At 51.7% G+C, this 24,264-nt stretch carries 24 protein-coding genes and 2 pseudogenes; 2 read left to right on the forward strand and 24 right to left on the reverse strand.

Annotated elements, in window-relative coordinates; genetic code table 11:
• Positions 1–13: 13 nt before the first annotated feature.
• The 12 genes from arsB to GYMC52_RS16825 all read right to left on the reverse strand — a co-directional run bounded on the left by arsB (position 14) and on the right by GYMC52_RS16825 (position 9,929).
• On the reverse strand, positions 14–1,081 hold the full coding sequence (gene arsB / locus GYMC52_RS16780; RefSeq protein WP_013524737.1) for an ACR3 family arsenite efflux transporter: 1,068 nt from the start codon (positions 1,079–1,081) through the stop codon (positions 14–16).
• A gap of 21 nt (positions 1,082–1,102) precedes the next feature.
• The gene (locus GYMC52_RS16785; protein WP_013524738.1) at positions 1,103–1,450 is read right to left on the reverse strand and encodes an ArsR/SmtB family transcription factor; all 348 of its coding nucleotides are present in this window, start codon (positions 1,448–1,450) and stop codon (positions 1,103–1,105) included.
• A gap of 219 nt (positions 1,451–1,669) precedes the next feature.
• On the reverse strand, positions 1,670–2,053 hold the full coding sequence (locus GYMC52_RS16790) for a DUF1360 domain-containing protein (protein ID WP_013146522.1): 384 nt from the start codon (positions 2,051–2,053) through the stop codon (positions 1,670–1,672).
• A 969-nt stretch (positions 2,054–3,022) separates the two neighbouring features.
• Positions 3,023–3,958: a ribose ABC transporter substrate-binding protein RbsB gene (gene rbsB / locus GYMC52_RS16795; RefSeq protein WP_013524740.1), complete on the reverse strand. Its 936-nt coding sequence runs from the start codon at positions 3,956–3,958 to the stop codon at positions 3,023–3,025.
• A gap of 31 nt (positions 3,959–3,989) precedes the next feature.
• Positions 3,990–4,934: a ribose ABC transporter permease gene (gene rbsC / locus GYMC52_RS16800; RefSeq protein WP_013524741.1), complete on the reverse strand. Its 945-nt coding sequence runs from the start codon at positions 4,932–4,934 to the stop codon at positions 3,990–3,992.
• The gene (locus GYMC52_RS16805) at positions 4,931–6,424 is read right to left on the reverse strand and encodes a sugar ABC transporter ATP-binding protein (protein ID WP_013524742.1); all 1,494 of its coding nucleotides are present in this window, start codon (positions 6,422–6,424) and stop codon (positions 4,931–4,933) included. The genes rbsC and GYMC52_RS16805 overlap by 4 nt, the downstream gene beginning before the upstream one ends.
• A 33-nt stretch (positions 6,425–6,457) precedes the next feature.
• Positions 6,458–6,856, reverse strand: a complete 399-nt coding sequence (gene rbsD, locus GYMC52_RS16810; protein WP_013146526.1) for a D-ribose pyranase — start codon at positions 6,854–6,856, stop codon at positions 6,458–6,460.
• Positions 6,856–7,749 (reverse strand): ribokinase, encoded by an 894-nt coding sequence (gene rbsK / locus GYMC52_RS16815; protein ID WP_013524743.1) that lies wholly within the window; start codon positions 7,747–7,749, stop codon positions 6,856–6,858. The genes rbsD and rbsK overlap by 1 nt, the downstream gene beginning before the upstream one ends.
• Positions 7,746–8,735 carry a LacI family DNA-binding transcriptional regulator gene (locus tag GYMC52_RS16820; protein ID WP_013524744.1) on the reverse strand — a complete coding sequence of 330 codons (990 nt, stop codon included), beginning with the start codon at positions 8,733–8,735 and terminating at the stop codon, positions 7,746–7,748. The genes rbsK and GYMC52_RS16820 overlap by 4 nt, the downstream gene beginning before the upstream one ends.
• A 229-nt stretch (positions 8,736–8,964) precedes the next feature.
• Positions 8,965–9,120, reverse strand: coding sequence for a putative holin-like toxin (locus tag GYMC52_RS19850; RefSeq protein ID WP_013524745.1), 156 nt, complete (start codon positions 9,118–9,120; stop codon positions 8,965–8,967).
• Between the two features lie 153 nt (positions 9,121–9,273).
• Positions 9,274–9,390, reverse strand: coding sequence for a DUF3789 domain-containing protein (locus GYMC52_RS20095; protein ID WP_013146530.1), 117 nt, complete (start codon positions 9,388–9,390; stop codon positions 9,274–9,276).
• Positions 9,391–9,476: 86 nt separating this feature from the next.
• A complete protein-coding gene (locus GYMC52_RS16825; protein WP_013524746.1) occupies positions 9,477–9,929 on the reverse strand; it encodes a VanZ family protein in 453 nt (150 codons plus the stop codon).
• A gap of 559 nt (positions 9,930–10,488) precedes the next feature.
• Here GYMC52_RS16825 and GYMC52_RS16830 point away from each other — a divergent pair.
• On the forward strand, positions 10,489–10,674 hold the full coding sequence (locus tag GYMC52_RS16830; RefSeq protein WP_041469501.1) for a hypothetical protein: 186 nt from the start codon (positions 10,489–10,491) through the stop codon (positions 10,672–10,674).
• A gap of 147 nt (positions 10,675–10,821) precedes the next feature.
• On the opposite strand, the gene GYMC52_RS16835 is transcribed toward GYMC52_RS16830, so the two are convergent.
• From GYMC52_RS16835 to GYMC52_RS20315, 10 genes and pseudogenes are all read right to left on the reverse strand, one after another.
• Positions 10,822–12,294: a sodium:solute symporter family protein gene (locus GYMC52_RS16835; RefSeq protein ID WP_013524748.1), complete on the reverse strand. Its 1,473-nt coding sequence runs from the start codon at positions 12,292–12,294 to the stop codon at positions 10,822–10,824.
• Positions 12,291–12,491 (reverse strand): DUF3311 domain-containing protein, encoded by a 201-nt coding sequence (locus GYMC52_RS16840; RefSeq protein ID WP_011232711.1) that lies wholly within the window; start codon positions 12,489–12,491, stop codon positions 12,291–12,293. Before GYMC52_RS16840 ends, GYMC52_RS16835 begins: the two co-directional genes overlap by 4 nt.
• Positions 12,492–12,527: 36 nt before the next feature.
• Positions 12,528–13,712 carry a M20 family metallopeptidase gene (locus GYMC52_RS16845; protein ID WP_013524749.1) on the reverse strand — a complete coding sequence of 395 codons (1,185 nt, stop codon included), beginning with the start codon at positions 13,710–13,712 and terminating at the stop codon, positions 12,528–12,530.
• A gap of 33 nt (positions 13,713–13,745) precedes the next feature.
• Positions 13,746–14,975, reverse strand: coding sequence for a Zn-dependent hydrolase (locus GYMC52_RS16850; RefSeq protein ID WP_013524750.1), 1,230 nt, complete (start codon positions 14,973–14,975; stop codon positions 13,746–13,748).
• A gap of 156 nt (positions 14,976–15,131) precedes the next feature.
• A pseudogene (locus GYMC52_RS20245) lies at positions 15,132–15,263 on the reverse strand (hypothetical protein); the annotation flags it as partial.
• Between the two features lie 157 nt (positions 15,264–15,420).
• Positions 15,421–16,476 carry an RNA-guided endonuclease TnpB family protein gene (locus GYMC52_RS16855; protein ID WP_013524751.1) on the reverse strand — a complete coding sequence of 352 codons (1,056 nt, stop codon included), beginning with the start codon at positions 16,474–16,476 and terminating at the stop codon, positions 15,421–15,423.
• Positions 16,477–16,761: 285 nt separating this feature from the next.
• Positions 16,762–18,135 (reverse strand): UDP-glucose dehydrogenase family protein, encoded by a 1,374-nt coding sequence (locus GYMC52_RS16860; protein ID WP_013524752.1) that lies wholly within the window; start codon positions 18,133–18,135, stop codon positions 16,762–16,764.
• Positions 18,136–18,375: 240 nt separating this feature from the next.
• A complete protein-coding gene (locus GYMC52_RS16865; protein ID WP_013524753.1) occupies positions 18,376–19,722 on the reverse strand; it encodes an N-acetylmuramoyl-L-alanine amidase in 1,347 nt (448 codons plus the stop codon).
• 338 nt (positions 19,723–20,060) lie between these two features.
• Positions 20,061–20,312, reverse strand: coding sequence for a zinc chelation protein SecC (locus GYMC52_RS16870; protein WP_230982776.1), 252 nt, complete (start codon positions 20,310–20,312; stop codon positions 20,061–20,063).
• An 18-nt stretch (positions 20,313–20,330) separates the two neighbouring features.
• A pseudogene (locus GYMC52_RS20315) lies at positions 20,331–20,375 on the reverse strand (SEC-C metal-binding domain-containing protein); the annotation flags it as partial.
• 120 nt (positions 20,376–20,495) lie between these two features.
• Here GYMC52_RS20315 and GYMC52_RS16875 point away from each other — a divergent pair.
• Entirely contained in the window at positions 20,496–21,206 is a 711-nt protein-coding gene (locus tag GYMC52_RS16875; RefSeq protein WP_011232727.1) for a plasmid pRiA4b ORF-3 family protein, read from the forward strand.
• 184 nt (positions 21,207–21,390) lie between these two features.
• Here the strand turns inward: GYMC52_RS16875 and GYMC52_RS16880 are convergent, their stop codons facing one another.
• Both GYMC52_RS16880 and GYMC52_RS16885 read right to left on the reverse strand, forming a co-directional pair.
• Complete coding sequence (locus GYMC52_RS16880; RefSeq protein WP_013524755.1) at positions 21,391–22,725, reverse strand: SEC-C domain-containing protein; 1,335 nt, start codon at positions 22,723–22,725, stop codon at positions 21,391–21,393.
• A 532-nt stretch (positions 22,726–23,257) separates the two neighbouring features.
• Positions 23,258–24,136, reverse strand: coding sequence for an IS982 family transposase (locus GYMC52_RS16885; RefSeq protein WP_013523048.1), 879 nt, complete (start codon positions 24,134–24,136; stop codon positions 23,258–23,260).
• Between the last annotated feature and the right edge of the window lie 128 nt (positions 24,137–24,264).

The raw sequence follows: 24,264 nt of genomic DNA on the forward strand, positions 1-24,264 counted from the left end.
TTGATTCCCACCTTTATTTTGATGTTGGAGCAGCAGAGGAAAAATACTTTCGCTGAAACGCCAAGGCGACGTTGACAAGCGCCAGCATCACCGGGACTTCAATGAGCGGACCGATGACCGCCGCAAACGCCGCGCCCGAATGAATGCCAAACACCCCAACCGCCACAGCAATGGCCAGCTCAAAGTTATTGCTCCCCGCTGTAAACGCCAGCGTCGTCGATACCGGATAGCCAGCCCCCAATTTTTTCGCCAAAAAGAACGACACAAAAAACATGATGACAAAATAAAGCAGCAACGGAATCGCAATGCGCACAACATCGAGCGGCAAGCTGACGATCATATCGCCTTTGAGCGAAAACATCACGATGATCGTAAACAAAAGCGCAACAAGCGTCAGCGGGCTGATTTTCGACACAAACACCGTGTCATACCATTGCCGTCCTTTCGCTTTGACAAGCACAAATCTTGTCGCCATCCCAGCAAGAAACGGAATGCCCAAATAAATAAACACCGATTTCGCCACTTCCGCCGTCGTGATCTCGACAACGGCTCCCTCAAGCCCGAACCATTCCGGAATGACCGTCACAAACACATACGCATACAGAGAGAAAAACAGCACTTGAAACAGGGAATTGAAGGCGACAAGTCCTGCTGCGTATTCCGTGTCGCCGCGCGCCAAGTCGTTCCAGACGATGACCATGGCGATGCAGCGGGCAAGCCCGATTAAAATCAAGCCGATCATATACTCCGGCTTGTCAGGCAAAAAGATGACCGCCAATATGAACATAAGCAGGGGGCCGATCACCCAGTTTTGCACGAGGGACAAGACGAGCACCTTCACATCTTTGAACACGCGCCCCATTTCCTCGTAGCGCACTTTCGCCAGCGGCGGATACATCATCAACATCAAGCCGATCGCGATCGGAATCGAGGTCGTACCGACTTGCAGACGGTTCAATCCATCCACCAGCCCAGGAGCCCAAATTCCGACTCCGATCCCGACCGCCATCGCGAGAAAAATCCATACCGTCAAAAAGCGGTCTAAAAACGACAACCGCTTCGGTTCGCAACAATCCACCATCATTCACCTCGTCATTCAACATCAGCACCCGCAGCGGGCCGCGGGATTCGCTGTCTCGATTTTGCGAATGTTTTCGTCTTGATCCGGAAAATACGACAACACCGCTTGCAGCAGTGAGTAGTATTCGCTTTGCGGCCGGAGCGAATAATACACCCATTGCCCTCTCCGCTCTTCTTTGATCAGCCCGGCATCTTTCAACTTGCGCAAATGCTGGCTGATCGCCGGCTGGCTGGTCGAAAACACCTCAAGCAGCTCGCACACGCAGCACTCCCGCTGATTCAAAATCGCCAAAATCGTCAGCCGCGTCGGATCGCCGAGCAGCTTCAACACCCGGGCGGCCGCTCCTATCTCCATTGCGAGTTGCGGCATATAACCTCCTCCATTCATCATCATATCATGATTTGCTTATATAAAAACGAACACACACCACGAAAACAGTCATGCCGACCAACGATCGCTCCTGTCAATCAGTATATAATTAAGTACTTATATAAGTCAACCGTGATGCATCGGCAAAAGCAAGAAAAACGAGCGTGCGCCCCCGCCGCACGCCCGCAAATGTTCCCCGCCCTCTGCCGCCAACACGCCTTAGTCCATCCGCTTTTTCGCCGCCGACAACAGATCGATCGCCTTCGTCCCGACCCCGACAAACGTCTCCAAAATCGCCTGCGCCCCGGCGATTGAAAAGACAAAAATAAACGGCATGGCGATCTTCGGGATGAATAAATACCCAAGCGCGAGAAAAACCGCGCTCCACACCCCCGCGCACCAATAACAATTCAACAAGTAGCCAAACTTGGATGTCGGCACTTTCTTGATTTCCGTATGCCCGTCCTCACTTTTGACTTTTTCTTTCTTCATAAACGGATTGCGCAGAAACTCGGTAATTTTGTCAAACACAATCAAATGGGTAAACCGATAGCTGGCCAAAATCATCATGATATACGTCATCCAATCGAGTTCACGAAGCATGGCGAGTCCCTTTCTTTTGCAATCTTTTTCTTTAGTATGAACAAAGATACGTTTCCTTATGACCTCCGATGGTTGACGGAGCCGGTCTAGGGAAAGAGCGGAAGTCACTACTCACATGTCACACCCTAACAAGGTAGAAACAAAGGATTTTTGTAGATTGGTTGGTTTTGTTATCCCCTCTTGTATATGCTATAATACATGTACATTATAGCCAGCGTATGTCTCGTACATGTTTTTTCAAAACAGGCATATGCTATTGCTAAGGTGGTGATAGCGTATGCGCAGAAAGGAGCATCGTCAGTTGCGAAGATCAGCCATTTCAAGGCGAAAAGATGTGCGAGCACAGTCATTAAGATCGATTTATGCTAAACCTGCTGTGCGAAATCGATACGCAAAAATCAATGCGTCTTTAAGTTCAAGCATTTGTTTTGATCGGTTGCCTTCTGCTCCCTTATTGGATGTTAGCCCTGATGGTGTTGTGACTGTGAATCCCGATAATCCTGTGCATCAACGGTGGCTAGATGAAGAATGATGCAGCCAGGTGGTATTTACGATATATATTTTCGTTTTCAGGAAGGGCAGGGCGGTACATATCGTCCTGTTCTTATTTTGGGTTTTAGAGGCAATCGAGCCATTGCTATTGGATTAAAAGTCACAAGATCAAAACCAACATCTCGATACCCTTATCGAATACCAATTGTTTATTGGAAACATGTTGGATTAAAGGCACAATCATATGTTCAGTATGACTGGTATAACGAAATTCCATCTACCGTTCGGTTTCGGAAATTTTACGGGATTATGCACCCTTACGATTTTAATCGCGTTCTTAACGCATTTCGTCGTTATCATGGCATTTAATAGATACATAGTGATCAAAGAGCTTGCTTTGCCAGAGTTTTGTTTTGATTAACCCATGGTGCTAGTTGAGCGTCAGAGCTCAACTAGCACCACGGATAAAATCCCATATTATTGCCCTTGAACCAACTCAAGCGGAACCGGGATAAATGGATCCACTTTCTCCCCTTTGTGAACGCGGATAGCGGCTTCCACAGCTTTTTCGCCAATTAATGCCGGTTTTTGCGCAACGGTGGCCGCCATTTTCCCTTCTTTCACTGCTTTGACCGCATCATCGGTCGCGTCGAATCCAACCACAATCACGTTGTTCATTCCATGCGCCTGCAAGGCCTCCAACGCCCCTAAAGCCATTTCGTCATTATGGGCAAAGACCGCTTGAATGTCTTTATGGCTTTGCAAAATATTTTCCATGACCGACAATCCTTTAGCTCGGTCAAAATCCGCCGCCTGTTTGGCCACGACTTTCATATCGGCTGCTTTGTCGATCACTTGGTGGAATCCTTCCCCCCGTTCACGAGCGGCCGAGGAGCCCGGAATCCCTTCCAATTCCACAATGTTTCCCCCGTTTTTCAAGTGATCGACAATAAATTGCGCCGCCATTTTCCCACCAGCCACATTGTCAGAAGCGATATGGGTGACCACTTCCCCGCCGTCCGCGCTGCGGTCGACGGTAATGACCGGGATGTTGGCGCTGTTGGCGGATTCAATCGCAGAAGTCACGGCGCTCGAGTCCGTCGGGTTGACCAACAGCACATCGACGTTTTGCTGGATCAAGTCTTCCATATCGTTAATTTGTTTCGCTGAATCATTTTGGGCATCGACCACAATCAATTCCGCCCCTTCGTCCTTGGCGGCTTTTTCCGCTCCTTCTTTTAAGGTGACGAAGAACGGGTTGTTTAAGGTGGAAATGGACAAACCGATTTTGACTTCTCCATCTTGTTTCGTTTTCCCTTTGTCGCTCGATGCGTTGTTCTGGTCGAGCGAACATCCACCCAACACGCCTCCCGCAAGCAACAATGCCGCCAATAACCCCACTGCTTTTCTCATTTCGATTCCCCCTTGTTTTTTGATAAATCTATCATGCTTCTTTGCGGCGGTCTAACAGCACCGCAAGAAGAATGACCGCTCCTTTGATGACTTGCTGGTAAAACGACGACACATTGAGCAAATTCAATCCATTGTTCAATACCCCGATAATCAAGGCGCCCACTAGCGTGCCAAAAATCCAACCTTTTCCTCCTGACAAACTAGTGCCTCCTAAGACAACGGCCGCAATGGCATCCAACTCGTACGCCGTTCCCGCTGTCGGCTGCGCAGAATTCAAACGGGAAGTTAAAATGAGACCCGCCAAAGCAGATAACGCCCCTGTCAGCGCATACACATAGATTTTGAGTCGATCGACGCCAAGTCCTGATAGACGGCTCGCTTCTTCGTTCCCGCCAACCGCGTACGTATGGCGGCCAAATGTAGTCTTTTTCAATACCACATACAAAGCGATATAGACCATGAGCATCAATATAATAGGTACGGGAATGCCGAAGAAATAACCGCGCCCCATCATCTGAAACAGGATGTCATCAGACGCAAACCCTGTAATCGGGCGGCCGTCCGTGTAAACGAGAGTCAAGCCGCGAAACGCCGTCATGGTCGCCAGCGTAGCGATAAAAGGAGCCACTTTTCCTTTAGTGATGATCACCCCATTCAACGCTCCCATTACCATACCCGCTAATAGGCCCACCAGTATAGCGACAAAACCATTAATTCCTTGCGTCATCATTCCTGCTGTGATAGCGCTTGATAACGCCAACACCGAACCGACGGATAAATCAATGCCTCCCGTTAAAATGACAAACGTCATGCCAAAGGCGATGAGCGCGTTAATCGATACTTGCCGCAGAAGATTGAGCCAGTTGTCCATTGTCAAAAAGTCATTGCTCAATATGGAAAGCACGATGCATAGCAGAAACAATCCGATGAGAGGCCCTAGTTTTTTCACATCCCATTTTCGCTTTGCTTCCATCATCGATTCCCCCCTGTCGCCGCCCGCATGATGGTTTCTTGATCCAACCCGTCGTTTTCCAAAATCGCTTGCACTTTCCCTTCATGGACGACCATGACGCGGTCGCTCATGCCCAATACTTCCGGCAGTTCAGAAGAGATCATAATGATCGCGACGCCTTGGGCGGCCAATTCATTGATCACTTCATAAATCTCTTTCTTTGCTCCGACATCCACGCCGCGAGTCGGTTCATCCAAAATGAGGATGCGCGGGTTCATCGCCAGCCATTTGCCGAATACGACTTTTTGTTGATTCCCGCCGCTCAATGCTTTCACGGGTAAATCTGGGGAAGAGGCTTTAATATTCAACAGATGAATGTATGTCAACACCACGTCCCGTTCTTTCGATGACTGGATGAATCCCGCTGTTGCTAATTGTTCCAACTTCGGCAAGGTCAAATTCTCATGGACGCTCATCTCGAGGACGAGTCCTTTTTGCTTTCGGTCTTCGGTAATCATGGCGATGCCATGTTCGACGGCTTGGCGCGGAGAACGGATGCGCACAGGGCGCCCGTCGATATAGATGTCTCCTTCATCGAATGGCCTGGCTCCGAAAATCGCTTCCATGATCTCGGTTCGCCCTGATCCCATCAGTCCCGCCACACCAAGCACTTCACCGGCTCGCACGGAAAACGATACATTCTCAAACAACCCTTTTTTCGTGAGCCGCTCTACGCGCAGCCGTTCTTCTCCGATCGTGGCGCGCCGTTTTGGAAAGCGTTCCCCAATTTGCCTGCCGACCATCATTTGAACAATTTCATCGAAGTTCGTTTCCTTTACTCGTTTCGTTCCGATGAACTGGCCATCGCGGAGAACCGAAATCCGGTCGCAAATGGTAAAAATCTCTTCCATCCGATGGGAAATGTACACGATCGCGACGCCTTGCTGCGTCAATGTGCGAATGACAGAAAATAAAGCCTGAATTTCCCGTTCCGTCAGCGCCGCTGTCGGTTCATCCATAATAAGGCACTTCGCATTCGTCGAAATGGCCCTGGCAATTTCGATCATTTGCTGTTTTCCGACAGACAACCGACCGGCGAGTTCTCGTGGGTCAAGGTCCATCCCTAATCTCCGCAAATAGGAAGCGGCCTGTTGCTCCATTTCTTTATAACGAATGACACCCGTTCTCCCGATTTTCGGCTCGCGGCCAAGAAAAATGTTTTCGGCCACCGTCAATGTTGGAATGACGTTCAACTCTTGATGAATCACGACAATCCCGTCGCGTTCCGCCTCTTTCGGATGACGGTAATGCACTTCGCTCCCGTTGACAACAATCGTTCCCCCATCCCGCTCATAAATGCCGGTCAACACCTTGATGAGCGTCGATTTCCCCGCTCCGTTCTCTCCCATCAACGCATGCACTTCTCCAGGAAGCACTTCAAAATCAACGCCATTCAGAACGATATTGGCGCCAAACGATTTTTGAATCGACCGCATTTCAATCAAGGGCCTCATCGCTTCTGCCCTCCTTTTCCTTCAGAAATCTTTCTATGAAAAACTTACACCGGAACGCAGAATGATATTGGCATAGGGAGTTGCCTCCCCTGTGCGAATCACTGCTTTCGCCTGCTTCGTCATCGCTTTGAATTGTTCGTGGGGAACAAACTGCACAGGCACGCCATCCATCCTTTGTTTGATGCGTTCATATAGATCCGGATTCTCGTCTTTGATCTCCTCGGCTAGTACAACCGCTTCAGTTTCCAACTCATCCATAACCGCATCCAATACGGATAAAAAGGGAGGGAACCCTTTGACGAGAGACAAGTCGATGCGCGCCTGTTCATTCGGAATTGGCAGCCCGCAATCGGCAATCACGATCGTATCGGTGTGCCCGAGCGAGGCAAGCAGCGTGTTCAATTCTTTATTCAAAATCCCGCGTTTTTTCATCAGTGACTCTCCTTCTGTCTGGACAAAAATGATTCGACCTCTTGCCGTCTCGGCATCCCAGCTTGCGCCCCAAGTTTCGTCACCGACAAGGCCGCCGCCGCATTGGCAAACCGACACGCTTCATCAAGCGGCTTCCCTTCCGCCAGCGCCACGGCAAGCGCACCGTTAAACGTATCGCCCGCGCCCGTCGTATCCACGACGGGAACGTGAAAACTTGGAATGAGCCGTTCTTGTCCATCTTGCCAAATGCGCACCCCTTTTGCCCCTTCGGTGACAATCAGCTTATCGGCAAACGCTTCTTCGTCCATCTTGTCAAACAAAATGGCCCGTTCATGTTCATTCGGCGTCAAGAAACTCGCCTGCTCAAGCACCACGAGCGGCAGCGGCTGGGCTGGAGCTGGGTTCACGATGACGCGCACGCCATGGCGATGAGCGATCGAAACCGCTCGTTCCACAACGGGAAGCGGAATCTCGAGCTGCAGTAAGCACACATCGCTTTCGGCGATCACGGATTCATATGGATCCAGATCCTCCGGCGTAAGCGCATGATTCGCCCCGGGGACGACAATAATGCGATTGTCCCGCTCAGAAATCGTAATGGAAGCGATGCCTGTATGTTCATATGTAACCGGTTTCACATAATCGACGGAAACGCCTTCATTTTGTAACGAACGGATGAGCTCTTGACCAAACGCATCATCCCCCACCGCGCCAATCATCCGTACATCGGCGCCGAGGCGGGCGGCGGCCACCGCCTGGTTCGCCCCTTTGCCGCCAGGAGTGGTGAGAAACTGTTCGCCTAAAATCGTCTCTCCTTGATTGGGAAAGCGCACCGCCACAGTGACTAAGTCCATGTTGATGCTGCCGATCACCGTAATGGTTGGTTTGTTCAAGTCAATCCCCTCCTTGACGTCGACTGCCGCACCACAAGTTGAACCGGAAGTTGATAATGGAGCTTCTCAAGCGGCTTCCCCTCAATTTGTTTAATTAAAATTCTTGCCGCCATGGCCCCCATTTCGTAAATAGGCTGAGACACGGTCGATAGTTCAGGCGTGGTCATTTCCGTCAGCGGGATGCCGTCGTAGCCAATAATCGCAATATCATCCGGAACCCGCAGTCCGCATTGCTGAACCGCTTTCAAAGCACCGACCGCCATCGCGTCGTTGCCGGCAAAGATCCCGTCCATATCATGTTCAGCCAACGCGGCCATCACCGCTTCTTTCGCCTGCTTCAACTGGTAATTCCCTTGAATGACGAGCTGGCGATCCCCTAGCCCCAGCTCCTTCATTTCATCTTGATAGCCGCGGAAACGCTCCATGGCGTTCACCACGTGGGTGGGCCCTTGAATATGGGCAATCCGCCGGCAGCCCACTTCATACAAATGCCGCGTCGCTAAACGAGCTCCCTCGTAATTATCAGCGACCACCGACGGATAACGTTCATGCAGCGGACGGTCGAGTACGACAATCGGAACATCCCATTCCTCGACTTCTTCCGGCGCGAACTGATTCGTGGTCAAAATGACGCCGTCCACATATTTTTGCTTTAACACTTCGATGTATTCTCGTTCTTTTTCTACTTTCTCATCGGAATTGCATAGAATGACCGTATAGTCATAAATATTCATCACATCTTCCACCGCGCGCACGAGCTCGGGAAAGAACGGATTGGTAATATCAGGGACAATGAGTCCGACTGTTTTCGATGTTTTTTTAAACAGAGCTCTCGCCACTTCATTCGGTTTATAATTGAGCTCTTCCATCGCCTGTCTAACCCGTCTTTCCGTTTCCTCATTAACATATCCATTTTGATTTAACACCCGCGAAACGGTGGCGACGGAGACACCTGCACGCTTTGCCACATCACGAATCGTTGCCATGTTCGATTCCTTCTTTTCTGTCTATGTGTAACCGGTTACACATAGTATATCCTATTTTTTGTGCGCCATCAAGCTATTTTTTGCGCTGATCCTCCGCCATGTATACGCTCTTTTCCATGTGAGCCGTGTTGTGATTTCCCAAGAACATGGTTGTAATAAGAATAGAAAAGCATACGATACAAAACAGGACATTGGCAACCGCCAATGCCCTGACCAACACGCACGGTTGCTACAAGAAGTGCAGTGGCCCAGAAACAGGCAGAAGTAACCCACCCTCACCTAGGCCGAGCAAGGTGGGGTGCTTTTCTTTTGATACCGCAATGACTGCCACGACCAGCGGCGCAAACGAAATCATTAGCGACAACGCCTCCGCAACAGTCATCATCCAGCAGCCCCCCCCCTTTCATCAAGGGAGTGGCCACTGCCCACCCTGCATCAAACCGTGCATCTTTATTCGATCATTTTTGTTCCTAGCAACCAATATGTCTTGGAAAATTTAGGACGTTCGGTCATTGCCTAACGTCCCTCTGCAAGCTTCTCACTTTTCCCTCCACCGTTCGCTCGCTTCATCCGCCCGTTTCGCGGCCACCATCATGCTCATGATGACGAGCATCACGAACGAGCCGACAAACATTCCCGCGATAAACGCGACCATGACTCTCTCTCCCTTTTCTCGCAAACTTGTTATTTGCCATTCTTTCCTTTTACATCTAAGCCGATACATCGGGAGAGCTTATTCTATTATACGCCGCGTTTGACCGCACGATGCTTTGTTCTTACCCAACAGCGGCAAACAAAGACGATCAAAAGCGCAATCAGCGCCCCGCACGAATCAATCGCCACATCTTTTGGCGTCGCCGTCCGCCCTGGTTCAAACGATTGGTGCCACTCGTCGGTTGCCGCATACACCGTCGCAAACAGCCAAGCGCCCGCATACGCAAACCGCTTGGGCAACAGCGCTCGCCACACAAGCGCGGCCAAAATGCCAAACTCGGTCAAATGCGCCGCTTTGCGAATCAAAAAGTTCAAAAATGACGACCCCTCTTCATCCCCGCCGCCAAACGGCAAGTACGATAAAATCATCTGCAGCACATGTGCCGTATTCGTCCCAGTGAACCAGGAAGACTCGCTGAACGTGTAAATGACGACACACCAGAGAATGACGGGGAGCCAGCGGGAAAGGAAATCTCTCATCGTTTCACCTGCCAACAACCTTTTGGCCAACAAAACAAGATATCTAAACAACAAACGAAAGTAGACACCTTGTTCGCTAAACCCTTTATCATCATAACAGGGAGGGTGATATTTTTCCATTTTCTTTTTTGAAAGCTGCTTCACCATTGTTTTAAAATCGTTCGCTCACAGGCTGGAAAGAAGACTTCTTTTCCGTTCCCCTCTTTTCTTTCACCCATTCCCCTTTTAAGGGAGATTCTCTCCCTAGTTTATGTTTTCATGAACAAGGGTATGGGTATAGTAGTAAAAGGAAAATCTGTACATTTTTTTCGGTCAGCATTATAATTTTTAGAAAGGAGAATCAATGAGGTGATCAATATGCCCTCCGCTTTGGAAACGAAAATGAGGGTAACACTGTCTTGCACGGAACAGGCCAACAAACCGGACAAGGATCTTTCATTTGCCGAATTACGGAAAAAAATAGCCAAACTTTCTCCCTTTGGCAAAAAATTAGTGGACATCTACAAACAAGGACGGTAGCCGATTATGTCGTTTGTGATGACATATGAAGATGCCATAGATGAACATTTTGGGCAAGCGTCTATATACATCGATGCTTGTCAACATTCAAGATCTAGCCTTGGCTCAAATGCGACTCCTTCAGCTCGAAGCCTATGATGCCTTGCACTACGCCATTGCAACATACCATCATTATGACTACTTCGCTACGCTTGACGGCGATTTTGTCCACGCTCTTTACAGCTAGGATTCTGCCTCAACCGCGATGATCGGAATCGCAAAAATCGCCTAACCATCTTCATCTTACACGAAAAAGAAGGCACAAGCACGCCCGCTTATGCCTACTCTTTTCCACTTTCTTTCCTATCCCGTGAAGGAAAATAAAGCTTTTTTCCTACATCACCCGTTTTCCTTCTTTCACCGTAACTGGGCCAAACGGAATCCAACTCACCACAACTGTCACGACAGTGTTGACAATCAAAGCGACAATGCCAACGTTCAAATCTTGCACGGCTTGCGGCAACGATGGAAACATGGTGCCGACGCTGCTACCTGACAAGTTAATATACGCTACGGTGGCTACACCAGCTAAAATGCCGGCAAACGCCCCTTGCTTCGTGACAAAGTTTTGCTTCGTCAAACTGAGCACAAACGATGGGAACAGTTGGGTGACAAGGCTGTACCCCATCAGAAGCAACGCCACGATCGTATCCCCGCCCCGGAACGTAAAGTACAAGGAGACGAGAGCGATGATCGGGACGAGGTATTTCGCCAGTTTCGCGACTTGCTCATCTGTAGCAGACGGCACAATCACTTGGTACACGTTTTTCGCCAACAGGGTTGATGCTGTCATTAAAATCATCGACCCTGGCACCATGGCCGTGAGCAACCCAGCGGCGCCAATCAATCCGACCACCCAAGGATCAAACGTTTGGACTGACAATTTCAACAACGCCAAATCGGCATCCGACCCTTGCAACCCCGGCACTTGCAAAATCGCGGCAAAACCGACGAAAAAGACAAACAGCAACACGAGTTGGTAAATCGGCAAAACAATCGCATTTTTCCGAAAAACATTGGCGCTTTTCGCCGAATAAATCGACCCGAACGTGTGCGGCCACATATAGAATCCGAGTGCCGTCAGCAACACTGTCGAAATAAACCATGAGATGCTCATGCCTTTGTCCGGCAACGTTAAAAAGCCAGGTTTTGCCTGCTCAACCGCCTCAAACATCGATTGAATCCCACCATAATAATGGAACGGAAGATAGATCCCTAAAAAGACGGCCACCACCAAAATCATAATGTCTTTCACAACCGCTGTCCATGCCGAACCGTGAATGCCTGAAATCATCACGTAGACGGTTACTGCCAACAACCCGATCCAAATAGCGGCAGTCGGGGGAATCGTACCGTAGGAAGCTTGGGAAACGATGATGCCCAACCCTTTGAGTTGCAATACTAAATACGGAATGAGCGCCACCACCCCAACAAGCGCTACGAGCACACCTAACATCGGGCTGTTGTACTTGCGGGCGAAAAAGTCCGATTGGGACATCAATCGGTGTTCTTTCGCGTACTTCCATACTTTCGGAAGCATCCAATACGATAACACATAGGCCAGGCAGCCGTAGGCAATGATGTAAAACGTCGGCCCCCCTTTTCCATAGGCCCAACCGCTTCCGCCAAGGAACGTGAACGTTGTGTAAATTTCACCGGCCATCAGGAGGAAAACGAAAACCGTGCCAAATCCGCGCCCACCGACGGTCCATTGCTCCAAATTCATGTCTTTTCCTTTTCGCGCCTGCACCCCTAGATAAAGAGACAGCAACAAGAAAGCAAAAATCATCACTAAGGCCGAGTTCATGTCTGCTCATCCTCCTTCACCGCAGGGTCAAAACGATACACGATAGCCATGATAACCGAAGTGGCGATCACCCAAGCGACCAGCCAAAAGAGAAGCAACGGCATGCCAAACACGTACGGAGTCACTTGATTCACAAAAGGAACGCCGCCGAGCATGCCGATAAATGGGACAATCATTAACCAACGGATGCTTTTCATCTTCTCTCCCTCCTTGGATATGTCAAGCGAAAACAGCTATTCCGCCCCCGCCAACAGTTTCAACGTCGCCGCGACAAACATTTGCACGCCGATCTCAAGCGCGTCTTCGTCAATCGTAAAGCGCGGGTGGTGGTGCGGGTAAACGATGCCTTTTTCTACATTGCCCGCACCGACGTAGAAAAAGCTGCCGGGCGCTTTTTGCAAAAAGGCGGAGAAATCTTCGCCGCCCATGTTCGGTTTCAAGCGGACCACTGCCTCTTCGCCGAACAGCTCGCGCGCCGTTTCTTCCATGACGCGGGTCACTTCATCGTAGTTAATGACCGGGCGGTAGCCGTAGTCAAATTGAAACTCATACGAGGCGCCGTGCGCTTCGGTGATCCCTTTGACAATGCGCTCCATCCATTGCGGCACCGTGCGCCGCAGCGTCTCATCGAACGTGCGCACTGTCCCTTGGATTTCGACCTCCCCAGGCAAGACATTATGCGCCGTACCCGCCACAAATTGTGTCACGGACACAACAAGCGGCTCGAGCGGGTCGACATAGCGCGAGACGATGTGCTGCAAGTTCGTCACGACTTGCGCCCCGATGGCGATCGCATCGATCGTTTGGTGCGGCATCGCTCCATGGCCGCCTTTGCCGATGATGCGGATGAAAAAGCGGTCGGGTGCGGCCATCATCGGTCCATACACAATGCCGATTTTTCCGCGCTCAAGCGGCGACCAAAGGTGAGTGCCGATGACGACGTCCACCCCGTCCATGACGCCAGCTTGCACCATCTCCTCGGCCCCGCCGGGGAACAATTCTTCCGCGTGTTGGAACAAAAAGCGAATCTCGCCATGAATTTGATCGCGAAGCTGGGCGAAAATTTTCGCTGCCCCCAAAAGCATCGCCGTATGGCCGTCATGCCCGCACGCATGCATGACGCCTGGGTTTTTGGAGGCAAATTCAAACGTGTTTTCCTCTTGAATCGGCAATGCGTCCATATCCGCGCGAATGGCGACGACTCGGCCTGGCTGTTGGCCAATGAGCCGCGCCATGACGCTCGTTTTCGTCGGCCGCGACAACTCAAGATGGCCGAATGATTGCAGCGTCTCGTACACAAATTGCGCCGTTTTCTCTTCCTGGAACGACAATTCGGGATGGGCATGCAAGTGGCGGCGCCAGGCGATGACGTCCGTTTTCACTTCATCGACGAGCCGTTTGATTTCTTCCTTTGTCATCCATAGTCTCCCCCTGTTCGTTTGTCTTTTTCGTTATTCCCCTTGGGCCAGTTGCCACACCGTATGATAAAGCACCTCTGCTCCAGCGGCGCAGTCTTCTTTAGTACTCCATTCCGCCGGACTATGGCTCACCCCGTCTTGGGAGCGGACAAAAATCATCCCGATCGGGCAAATCGGAGCCAACTGTACGCCGTCATGGGCTGCGCCGCTCGGCAGCCAAAACGACGGGCAGCCAAGTTTTTGGCACGCCGCCTCCGCCGCGCGCTTCACCTCATCGGAACATAGCACCGGCGCCATTTCTTGCAGCCGCTCGGTCGTGAGGCGAACGTTCCGCTCCTTGGCGATCGTCTCTGCCCGCGCGGCTATGTCATTCCATACTTGATCGCGCACCTCAGCCTTCAAGTCGCGCAAATCGAGCACAAATTCGACCCGTTCCGGAATGACATTAATACCGCCCGGATATACATGCAACTGTCCTACAGTACCGACCGTTGTCCCTGTTCGTCTTGCTTCCTCTTCGATCACTGTGATGATCTGGGCGGCCGCCGCCATCGGGTCGCGCCGCAATGACATCGGCGTGGCGCCGGCATGTTCTGCCTTTCCTTCGATGGTAAATTTCACCCAAATCAGACCGGCGATGCCAGTGACGATGCCAACTGGAAGACCAGCCTCCTCCAGCACCCGTCCTTGTTCGATGTGCAGTTCGACATAGGCTTTCACCGTTCCTGGTTTTCGTGCTGCCTGCGGCAAGCGGTCCGGGTCAAGCCCCGCCTGTTTCATCGCTTCAGCGAGGGAAATCCCTTCCGCGTCGCGGCACTCGAGCGCTTCCGGAGGCAACGTCCCCGCCATCGCGCGGCTGCCGACCATGCCGAAACGAAAGCGCGCTCCTTCTTCGTCCGTAAACGCCACTACTTCAATTGGATGGTGCGTCACAACCCCGTGCTCGTTCATCGCCTGAACAACTTCCACGCCGGCCAACACCCCGAGCGGTCCATCAAAGCAACCGCCGTTGTAAACCGAATCGAGATGAGATCCAACAAGGACGACCGGGGCATCCGGATTCGCCCCTTCTTTCCGTCCGATCAAGTTGCCAGCCGCGTCTTCATATACGAAAAGCCCGGCTTCGCGCATGTAGGAAGCGACGAGATCTTTGGCCCTCCGCTCTTCAGCAGTGAACGAGAGGCGCGTGACGCCGCCGCTTGGTTTCTTGCCGACCTCCCCTAGTTCCATGAGCCGTTGCCAAAGACGTTCCCCTTGAATCAAGCTATCCTCCCCCTCACGCCAATTACGGATAATTTTCGGATATGTCCTTAATTATAATGGAAACAGAGGAAATTTTCAATAATACAAATAATAAAAACGTCTTCAAGACAACAAAAAACTTCTGCCTGGCGCTAAAGGCAGAAGCTGATCGAGCGATTATAAGAAAATGCGGTATACTTTGCGCGGACGCCCGCGCGGATACGGGTTTGTCTCCCCGGCCACTTCGGCAAGGCCCACGTTCTCCAATTGGTTTAAAATCCGGCAGGCGCTGCGCGGCACAATCCGCATTTGACACTCCACACGCCTAAAGGGCGTGGGATTCTTGGGTCGTTCGCGTCCTCATCCATTTCTGGTTCAGACAACGCCCAAGTTCAGGGGTGTGTCATCACCCCGTCCCATCGGGTTAGAGTGTACCCCGATGGGCGGCGCACCTTTGACCAGTGCGCTAGGCGGCGAAGCCCGAAATCGCTTTGGCGATGTTGATTGCGCCATTCAGATCGGCATGAATCGTATATCCACATTTTTTGCATTGGAAGTGGATGCCATGACGATTTCCCTTTTCCCGATGTCCGCATTTACACGTTTGGCTCGTGTAGGTCGGCTTCACCCACTCGACCCGAATGCCCGCCATTTCGGCTTTATAGGCAATCATCGTTTGCAGTTGATGAAACGCCCAAGAATGAAGGCTTCGCCCCGCTTCTTTGGCCGATTTTGCTCGCTTGCGAATCCCCGTCAACGCTTCCATCCGAATCACGCCAACACCGTTGGCGAGCGCAAAATTCACGATTTGACGGCTGATTTTGTGATTTTGGTCCTTCATCCAGCGGGACTCTTTGCGGCCGATTTTGCGAATCATCTGGAGCTTCTTCGCTTGGCCCAACGTTCGCCGCAAAGCCGCATATCGTCGGCGAATGAAGGCGCATTGGTTCCCTTTGAAAAACAACGATTTCGTTCCCACGCTGGCCACGGCGATATAGCGAAGCCCAAGGTCAACCCCCATCACCTTTGTTTCGTGCCGCGGCTTGACTTCAAAGGTGATCGCGATCGCCAAGTACCATTTCGTTCTCTTTTTGTAGAGCTTGGCGGCCCCTTGTTTGGCAGTTCCATTAATCAGCCGATTCAGCCATGCTTCTTGATAGGGGCGCGTGACGACCGGCACGCCAATTCGCTTCTCCAGTGTGGGGAAAGAAACCGTGTAGAACGCTCCTTTCTTTTCCACCTTCACGTTTTGATTGTTAAAGCAACACCAGAATGTTCGAAACTTCTTTGTTTTCTGGTTTTTCTTTTGGGACTTCACTTCTCGAATCGTTTGATTCACGACGGCGGAAGGAAACCGCTGCGACGAAAACTCTTTAAATATTTTGCTCGTCGCTTGATTCAGCTCGGGATGATTCAACAGCCAATTCGCAAACGCGGTATTCACTTCTGTCATCCGTTCGTACATGTCTTGTTTGACTTTCGTTGGTTTGTGCAGTTCCAGCTTTAGTGTGATGGTTGGCATGGATTCACCTCCTTTTGTCGCCTGCCCATAGCGGTCGGAAAAGACCGCTTCTTCAGCGGCTCTCTTCCCCACCTGTCTCCGCTTTCAAAGTGGCGGGCCGCGACCCCACGTTTTTCCATAAAACCACTGGAAACCTAACCTTCTCTTTCTTTGAAACGGCGATTGATGCCCCGCGCCCGCCGGCATGTCTACTATCCCACTTCCATCGAACGGACAGACCGCCTTATTCCCTTTTTTACAAAAAAGCCGTCGTGGCGATGCGAACGGGACAATTAAGCGTCATCCCTATTCACTTTGTTTGTGGAAAAAGGCAGCTGAGGCGCACTGGAAAACGTCAACAGCCCGATCCACTTTCAACTGCCTATGCCCCACCGGCCGCCCGATCGACTCGTAGATCAAGCCGGCGGCTTCTGCCGCCTTCGGGTCGTAGCAATTCCGCCCATCCACCACAACCGGTGTTTTCATCAGCGTCTTGTAGCGGTGAAGGTCAAATTGCAGCACAGCCGGCCATTCGGTGAAAATGAAACAAACATCCGCGCCGCGAATGGCTTCCTCGATCGTCTGGCAACAAGTGACCGCATCGCCAAAACGGCGGGCGACATGTTCGAGAGCGGCTGGGTCCCAGACGCGCACGGCGGCCCCTTCAGCAATGAGCCGTTCGATGTTCGCCAATGCCGGCGATTCGCGCACATCATCGGTGCCCGGCTTGAATGCGGCGCCAAGCACGGCCGCTGTTCGATCGCTGAACACACCAAGGTGGGCGCGCGCTTTCTCGAACAGTTTCCATTTCTGTTTTTCATTGACGTCCATTGCCGCCCATACCGTTTTGAGCGAATAGCCGTGGGAAGCCGCCAACGAATAAAGCGCGCTCGCATCTTTCGGCAGGCATGAGCCTCCATACCCGACGCCTGCGCGCAAAAAGCGGCGGCCGATGCGCGGATCCATGCCGATTCCTTCCGCCACCGCCTGAATATCAGCGCCTACCAACTCGCATACGTTGGCGATCTCGTTGATGTAGGAAATTTTCAACGCCAAAAACACATTGGCCGCGTACTTGATCATCTCAGCGCTTCTCCGGTCCGTCACGACGTACGGGAGCGCAAACGGGGCGTAGAGGTCCTTCATCATCCGCTCAGCTCTCTCCGATTCGACGCCTAACACAATGCGCGGCGCTTGCAATGTGTCGCGTACCGCCGTTCCTTGTGACAAAAACTCCGGGTTGGACACAATGTCGATACGCACCCCGCCGCGTCCGTGTTCCGCCAAAAAGCGAGCCGCTTCGTCTCCCGTACCGACTGGCACGGTCGATTTGATGGCCACAAGGCAGTCGCGCTCCACCGCCATCGCAATGCGGCCGAGCGCCTTCCAAACGGCGTCAAGCTGCACAGAACCATCCGGCAACGGCGGGGTGCCGACCGCGACCATGATCACTTCCGCCCATCGATACGCTTCCGCATCGTCTGTGGTAAAGCGAAGGCGGGCGCTGTTCCGTTGGATGAGCGGTTCGAGCCCCGGTTCATAAATGGGGACGATTCCTTCATTCAACCGCCGAATTTTTTCCTCATTGACATCCACGCATATGACATCATGACCTTTATCAGCCAAGCAGGCGGCGGTCACAAGCCCAACATACCCCGCCCCGGCAATCGCGATTTTCACGGTTCATCACACCTTTTCGATCCATTGCGCTATCGTCGCTTGTTCTCATTATATCGAATCGCCTGGGGATTTTCATTGTTTTCGCCTAACCGCTGAGTCCACCGGTTGTGCTCTGCAAACAAAAGAAAACCGGGAGGAGCCACCCCCCGGTTGCGCGGCGTGTTTCCGTTTGCTTCTTGACAGCCAATCAATCGCAAAACCGCACAAACCGCCGATCAACGATTTCTCCACGATCATTTCTTATTCAAAATAATGCCGAACCGCATCCGCGATCGCGATCGTCACTGCTTCTTGATAGCCGTCTGTTGTCACCGTCGCCGCATCTGTGCGGTTGCTTACATAGCCGAGCTCAAGCAATACAGACGGTCTGTCGTTTTCCCGCAGCACGTAATAGTCGCCAAACGCAACGCCGCGGAAAGGCAGTGCGGCCAATCGGGAAAGCGAGTCTTCGAATGATTGCGCTAAGCCGTAATCGGCAAAACGGTCGTAGTAATAAACGGTGATGCCGCTTGCCTGCTGGTCGTCTGCGCTGTCATAATGAAGGCTGATAAACGCATCCGCTTGATACAGACGCGCCATCGCCACGCGCGCGGACAGCGGCACATACTCATCGCTGGAGCGCGTCAGCACGACGCGGGCGCCGTAAGATTGCAGCTTGTTTTTCAGAAGCTTGGCGGTTTCCAACGTCAACTCCTTTTCCTTGATGCCATCGGCACTTTGGGCCCCGCCGTCTTTGCCTCCGTGGCCAGCGTCAAGAACGATCGTTTTTCCGGCCAGCGCCTGAACAGGACCGCGCGTCCAGCTGTCTACATAAAGGCGCGAGTCGCTAGGCGCGATGATGGAAAGCAGCGAGCGGTCAGCCGACAGGGACGCTTCCGCTTCCTTTTCATTGGCTTGTCCACCCTTTACCTGCACATACGCGGACGAAACCCAGCCATCAAGCCCTGTTGGGGAGGCAATTTTGTACCATCCCGGTTTCTTTTCTACAATCTCGACCTCTTCACCACGGACAAGGCGTCCGACGCGCGCTGCCTTCAATGACGGCTCAGCCCGAACGTTGAGCGAACTGGCGTTGACGATTCCGGTTTGATGCGAAATCGATGACTCCCGAGCCGCAGTGAGGTATGCTGAAGACACCCAGCCGATCGCACCGTCTGCGATCACTTCCGTCCATTCCCCATCTTCCTTGATGACCCATACCGTTTCTCCCCGCGCCAAATGCCCAATAATTCGCCCATCTCGGCTCGGTTCTTGTCGAAGGCGGAGTTGGTTTTCTTGCACGACGGCCGTCTCTTTTGCCAACGCGACGTACCGCGCAGCGAGCCACCCGGTTCGATTTTTCTCCCATTCAATTTTCACCCAACCATCTTTCATGTCCACCAACCGGTACACTTCGCCCCGGTGGACGTTCGCCAATGGACGATACGGCACTCCCGGCCCTTGGCGGACATTCACGCGATCCGCCGTCACCACAGCCAGACGCTTCGTTTCCTCCATTTCCTTTTCCCCTTTCGCCCCCACCGGCCAGGCAGCCGCAGCCAGCCATAGCAAACAAAACGACAGGGCGAGCCATGTCCCTCGCCTCATGCGCATTCCCTCCCCCGTTGTCCCCAATTTGTCTACTATATCGTTCGCGCACAACGGGGAATTTCCTGTCTGCCGCTTCGGAAAACCGCTCGACAAAACTAGCGAGGCGGCATCCATCAACCGACAACGGCTCTCCTTTTTCTGCATAATGCCTCTTCACACGACAGCAGCCACAACGCGCAACCCAGTCGAACCATCCAGCTACGGCCGACATACCACCATCGCTTCTCTGCTCGATATCCGAATGGATAAGCCGCCCCCATGAAGAAACACGCAGAAGCGCCAAAAGCGCTCCGTGCTCCAACGGGAGACGGTGTCTTTTGTCGCGCTGGAACCATTCAATGCCGCGCATTCCATTGGGAAAACGGTGAATGAATGAACAAGTACCAAAGTGTTTCAAACCATTCCAGCTCTTGCCGATGCTTCATTTGCCCTATTTTTTGGCGAAACGACCGTCTCACTGCTGTTTGTTCGTTGTAAGACAGCGATTCATCCAAAAACCGCTGCACCATTTGCGACAGCTCATATTTTGGGTCAAAAAAGCGGCGCTGCCGCACCCGTTTGATTTCATGCTTTTGCTGTTTGTTCATGCAACACTTCTTATACTTTTTCCCACTTCCACACGGGCATGGGTCATTCCGGCCGATCGACATGCGTCATCCTCCCCTCCCATCTTTCTTTTTTCAATATTTCCATCAATAATGTTTAAATTCTACTATGGACAGGATAAACTACTATTATACAAAACGTTTATCCGAAAGGAGACGAGGGCTATGAACCCCGACAATCTTGCTAAACTGATCGACGAATTGTCTGCCATGTTCCATCCGACAGAGCGGGACCGTCCACACGGCAGATGGGTTGAGGCGCCAAAGAGCGCACCCCCTTCCAAACGGCGGCGGTCCAAAACAGCCTACCAGCTGAAAATCACATTAAACGGCATCCGCCCGCCGATTTGGCGGCGCGTCCTTGTTCCCGGACATGCGACATTTCACGAGCTTCATCTCATCATCCAAGAAGCGATGGGATGGGAACAAGCCCATTTATACGAATTCGATTTCGGAAGCGTTCTCATCGGCATCCCTGACGGCTGGGATTCGTTTCAGTTGGAAAAAGAACTGATGGACGCCCGCCGCATCCCATTACAGCAATGGCTGACGGAAGAAAAACAAAAGTTTCTATATATTTACGATTTTGGCGACTACTGGCGCCATACCGTCACCGTTGAAAAGATTGAAACACTCCCAAAACCGTTGGAACGCGCCGCTTGCCTGAAAGGAAAACGGGCGTGCCCTCCCGAGGATTGCGGCGGCGTCTATGGCTACCTGGAGCTGCTGGAAGCGGCGGCGCAAAAAGACTCTCTTGCCGACCCCGAATTGCGCGAGCTGGTGGACTGGATGTACGACATGAAAGGTGAAGATTTTGACCCTGATGCCTTTGACGTCGAGGAAGCGAACGAGCGGCTGGCCTATATCCGATTGTAACGATCCAACCGCCACAATCCGGCCTCCGCGATGCCGGTTCCAATCCATTCAGCAACCGTCGCGGCACCCGGAAGCAGCAACAGCCAGACATGTATATGTGCATGCGAAAGAAGGGTTCTGGCATCTCTCAAGGGCACCTTCTTTCGCACCCATCTGCGCTTCGTTGCCTGCTTTGTCCGCCGCCTTACAAAAATCCCCGTTCGGCAAACGTCTCCCAGACGAGCTCCTCGAGCTCCTTGCGCAACTCAGCTGCATCGACTCCTTCAAGCAACCCGTCCTTTTTCCATGTTCGGACCGCTTTGTCGATCAAGCGATGGACTTGATCAACGTCCCAGCCCTCGCGATCAAACAACTCCTCAACTTGGTCAAGCCATTCCTCAATCGCACGGTCCAGCTCATCCCCATCCTCCATCCCACCGTCGTCGAACCAGATCTCATCACCGTCATCCCCATCGTCAAAGAGCCACTCATCATCATTCTCGCCCTCATCATCTCCATCATCGAGCAACTCTGTTCCAAATAAAAACAATTCCATCACAGTGACTTCCACTTCCTCTACAGGAACACCGTAGCGTTTGGCAACATCCTCCATATTGACAAATTCTCTTCCAGCCATTTCACTCGCCAAATAACGGAGTGCAGCCGCATACACAGCAGGATTCTCGATGACCGTTTCATTCATTTCGCAGTATGCGCGCCAGAGGAACGCAGCCTCGCTGAGCACTAGGGAGGAGGTTGTTTCTTCCTTTTTCTTTAATTCGCGAAAAACATCATCTTGATCTCGATCCCCCCAGTCTTTTTCGCTCAGCAGCTGCCACAACAACTCATGGACCGCTATTTCAAGCAATTCCGGAAACGACTCGCGCAAAAACACTTCACACGTTTTCGTATCCGGATTCCATTCCGCTTGAAGCGCCCGCGCAAGCCGATCCTTCCCGCTCTTTGGAATTGGCAGCACCTTCATGAAGTACGCCCACTCGTCCCCATGCGGAACGAGGCATCCTACTAACACGTCCCCCTCCCTAGCAGACGGAAGCTCCTCCGGCGTCAAAAAACGGACGTATTTTTCTTTTCTGGTCAACAGATCGCTCACAAGGAAACGCCGCTCATCCTCGATATGAATGATCTCGTCAAACGACGGAACCACCTCGGCCCATCGCTTCAAATGAGTTTGCACCGCTGGACGCCATCGCGTGCGGCGCCGACTTCTCATATAGGCCGAAAAAATTGTCATCCCTTTGTCATCAACGTGCCGGTGAAAAATCGCCCAGTTCGTCAGCAATAAATTGGCGCTGGTCTCCAGCTCGTTAGGAAGCCCTTGAAATGGAGAACCAGACATCATGAATGCAAGCTCTTCCTCATATCGCTCTAACGCAAACGAAAACACATCTTGCATACATTTGGCCACTTCACGGTCAATTAGAGACTCTATCGGTACTGCTTCTTTCTTCCCACAACAATGCTTGTACGTTTTCCCACTGCCGCATGGACAAAGATTGTTTCGCGATGCCTTCGCCATATAGCTACCTACTTTCTTTGTATCATAGTCATTGAACGTTCTCCCCATCTACGCTAACGCTCGGGCCAGCCAAACACTTTGGGGAGACATTAACGATCAACGTGTGATGGAACTGCTTTCAGCAATACATATCACAAGCACTTTGGGACTTCCGCCGCTCGTGTCGAGAACATCGATTCGCATTCCATTTTTTATGCCTAACCCAAAATCCTGGTTCTTCACCAAAAGTTGTACTTGACTATTTCAAAACATGTCATATTTCCTTCTCCCAAGAAGGCTGGTGATTTCGTGAAAAGTCGCGGAAAACGGACTCTCTTCTCAAATGGAGAAGTCCTGTAAAATCAACGCTTCTCTTTCAACCGAAAGCAACGGGTTCGGCGAAATCGGTCGTTTTTCACCAGCCCTCAAGAGAAATCAGCCAATCAATGATTTTCATACGGGGTAAAACGAGAAAAACCTTGCTTGTCAAGCACACGTTGTGGTGATGGACCAAAATCCTAAGAATATGACTACCCGTGGTGCTAGTTGAGCGTCAGCGCTCAACCAGCCCTAGTGTGACCAGGGAATAAGCCACCAAGATGCCATCGAGTGCCACTTCAAACCCGGCAATGGAATTCGCCCGAATGTCGGTGATCCGGTATTGGTCCACGAGAATCGAAAACACCGTCTCGATGACTTTGCGTTTTTTCCTGATCCATTCTTCCCATGCCTTGGATGGGCCGTGCTTTTGATTGTGTCGAGACGGTGTCCAGAACGCGGCTTGGTGTTCTTCATACAGCTTTTCTCGAAGAGCGCGGCTGATGTACCCTTTGTCTCCAAAGTTGTAGGGATGAGGGATTTGAGTCATCACCGTTTCAGCCGCTTTGACGTCGTGGCAGGACGCTTCCGTCACGACATAGCCCATGGCCAGCCCTTGATTGGTCACTTGAAGATGCAGCTTGAAACCGTAGTACCATTGCTTTTTGGAAGCACAATACCCCATATCCGCGATCCCTCGAAATCGCTTGACGCGCTGCATTCTCGCGGGATGGCACAACGGAAGAGGCAAACTGTCAACAACGGCATAAGCATGGTGTTGGCCACGTTTGGCTAGTTCATGACGAATCCATTTGACCGCGAAGCCAAGCGCTCGGCAGCGGCGGTTGTATCGGGAGCGTTCAAGAAACGAGCCGTTTGTGAACAAATTTCCCGTGACAAAGCGATGCCAGGCTCGTTCAGAAGAAAAGCCCAGCAGCTTCCCCAAAAGGTGAACCGCCATGACCACTTCGTCTTTTTGCTTGACCAAGTGACGGTTGCGGCGATGAAGATACATTTGAATCAACGACAGTTGAGCAGAAACAAAACAGAAAATAGCGGCATATTGTTTTTGAAGTTTGGCTGGATCTGTAGTAAAATGAAAGTGCTCTTGCATGGGGGATCTCTCCTTTCGAATGTTGGGTGATACTTTCATTCTACTGGAGATCCGCCAGCAAGGGCTATTTTTATGCTTGTCTGAGTTTTATCTAGCACCACGGGTTATGACTGGCTCTTACCATTGGT

The organism is Geobacillus sp. Y412MC52 (genome assembly GCF_000174795.2).
In the GTDB taxonomy this organism is placed as follows: domain Bacteria; phylum Bacillota; class Bacilli; order Bacillales; family Anoxybacillaceae; genus Geobacillus; species Geobacillus thermoleovorans.

Bases quoted from the DNA above. Each gene is read 5' to 3' on its own strand.
- arsB (WP_013524737.1), bottom strand. From the start codon at position 1,081: ATGGTGGATTGTTGCGAACCGAAGCGGTTGTCGTTTTTAGACCGCTTT.
- GYMC52_RS16785 (WP_013524738.1), bottom strand. From the start codon at position 1,450: ATGCCGCAACTCGCAATGGAGATAGGAGCGGCCGCCCGGGTGTTGAAG.
- GYMC52_RS16790 (WP_013146522.1), bottom strand. From the start codon at position 2,053: ATGCTTCGTGAACTCGATTGGATGACGTATATCATGATGATTTTGGCC.
- rbsB (WP_013524740.1), bottom strand. From the start codon at position 3,958: ATGAGAAAAGCAGTGGGGTTATTGGCGGCATTGTTGCTTGCGGGAGGC.
- rbsC (WP_013524741.1), bottom strand. From the start codon at position 4,934: ATGATGGAAGCAAAGCGAAAATGGGATGTGAAAAAACTAGGGCCTCTC.
- GYMC52_RS16805 (WP_013524742.1), bottom strand. From the start codon at position 6,424: ATGAGGCCCTTGATTGAAATGCGGTCGATTCAAAAATCGTTTGGCGCC.
- rbsD (WP_013146526.1), bottom strand. From the start codon at position 6,856: ATGAAAAAACGCGGGATTTTGAATAAAGAATTGAACACGCTGCTTGCC.
- GYMC52_RS16820 (WP_013524744.1), bottom strand. From the start codon at position 8,735: ATGGCAACGATTCGTGATGTGGCAAAGCGTGCAGGTGTCTCCGTCGCC.
- GYMC52_RS19850 (WP_013524745.1), bottom strand. From the start codon at position 9,120: ATGATGACTGTTGCGGAGGCGTTGTCGCTAATGATTTCGTTTGCGCCG.
- GYMC52_RS20095 (WP_013146530.1), bottom strand. From the start codon at position 9,390: ATGGTCGCGTTTATCGCGGGAATGTTTGTCGGCTCGTTCGTGATGCTC.
- GYMC52_RS16825 (WP_013524746.1), bottom strand. From the start codon at position 9,929: ATGAGAGATTTCCTTTCCCGCTGGCTCCCCGTCATTCTCTGGTGTGTC.
- GYMC52_RS16830 (WP_041469501.1), top strand. From the start codon at position 10,489: ATGAACATTTTGGGCAAGCGTCTATATACATCGATGCTTGTCAACATT.
- GYMC52_RS16835 (WP_013524748.1), bottom strand. From the start codon at position 12,294: ATGAACTCGGCCTTAGTGATGATTTTTGCTTTCTTGTTGCTGTCTCTT.
- GYMC52_RS16840 (WP_011232711.1), bottom strand. From the start codon at position 12,491: ATGAAAAGCATCCGTTGGTTAATGATTGTCCCATTTATCGGCATGCTC.
- GYMC52_RS16845 (WP_013524749.1), bottom strand. From the start codon at position 13,712: ATGACAAAGGAAGAAATCAAACGGCTCGTCGATGAAGTGAAAACGGAC.
- GYMC52_RS16855 (WP_013524751.1), bottom strand. From the start codon at position 16,476: ATGCCAACCATCACACTAAAGCTGGAACTGCACAAACCAACGAAAGTC.
- GYMC52_RS16865 (WP_013524753.1), bottom strand. From the start codon at position 19,722: ATGAGGCGAGGGACATGGCTCGCCCTGTCGTTTTGTTTGCTATGGCTG.
- GYMC52_RS16870 (WP_230982776.1), bottom strand. From the start codon at position 20,312: ATGAACAAACAGCAAAAGCATGAAATCAAACGGGTGCGGCAGCGCCGC.
- GYMC52_RS16875 (WP_011232727.1), top strand. From the start codon at position 20,496: ATGAACCCCGACAATCTTGCTAAACTGATCGACGAATTGTCTGCCATG.
- GYMC52_RS16880 (WP_013524755.1), bottom strand. From the start codon at position 22,725: ATGGCGAAGGCATCGCGAAACAATCTTTGTCCATGCGGCAGTGGGAAA.
- GYMC52_RS16885 (WP_013523048.1), bottom strand. From the start codon at position 24,136: ATGCAAGAGCACTTTCATTTTACTACAGATCCAGCCAAACTTCAAAAA.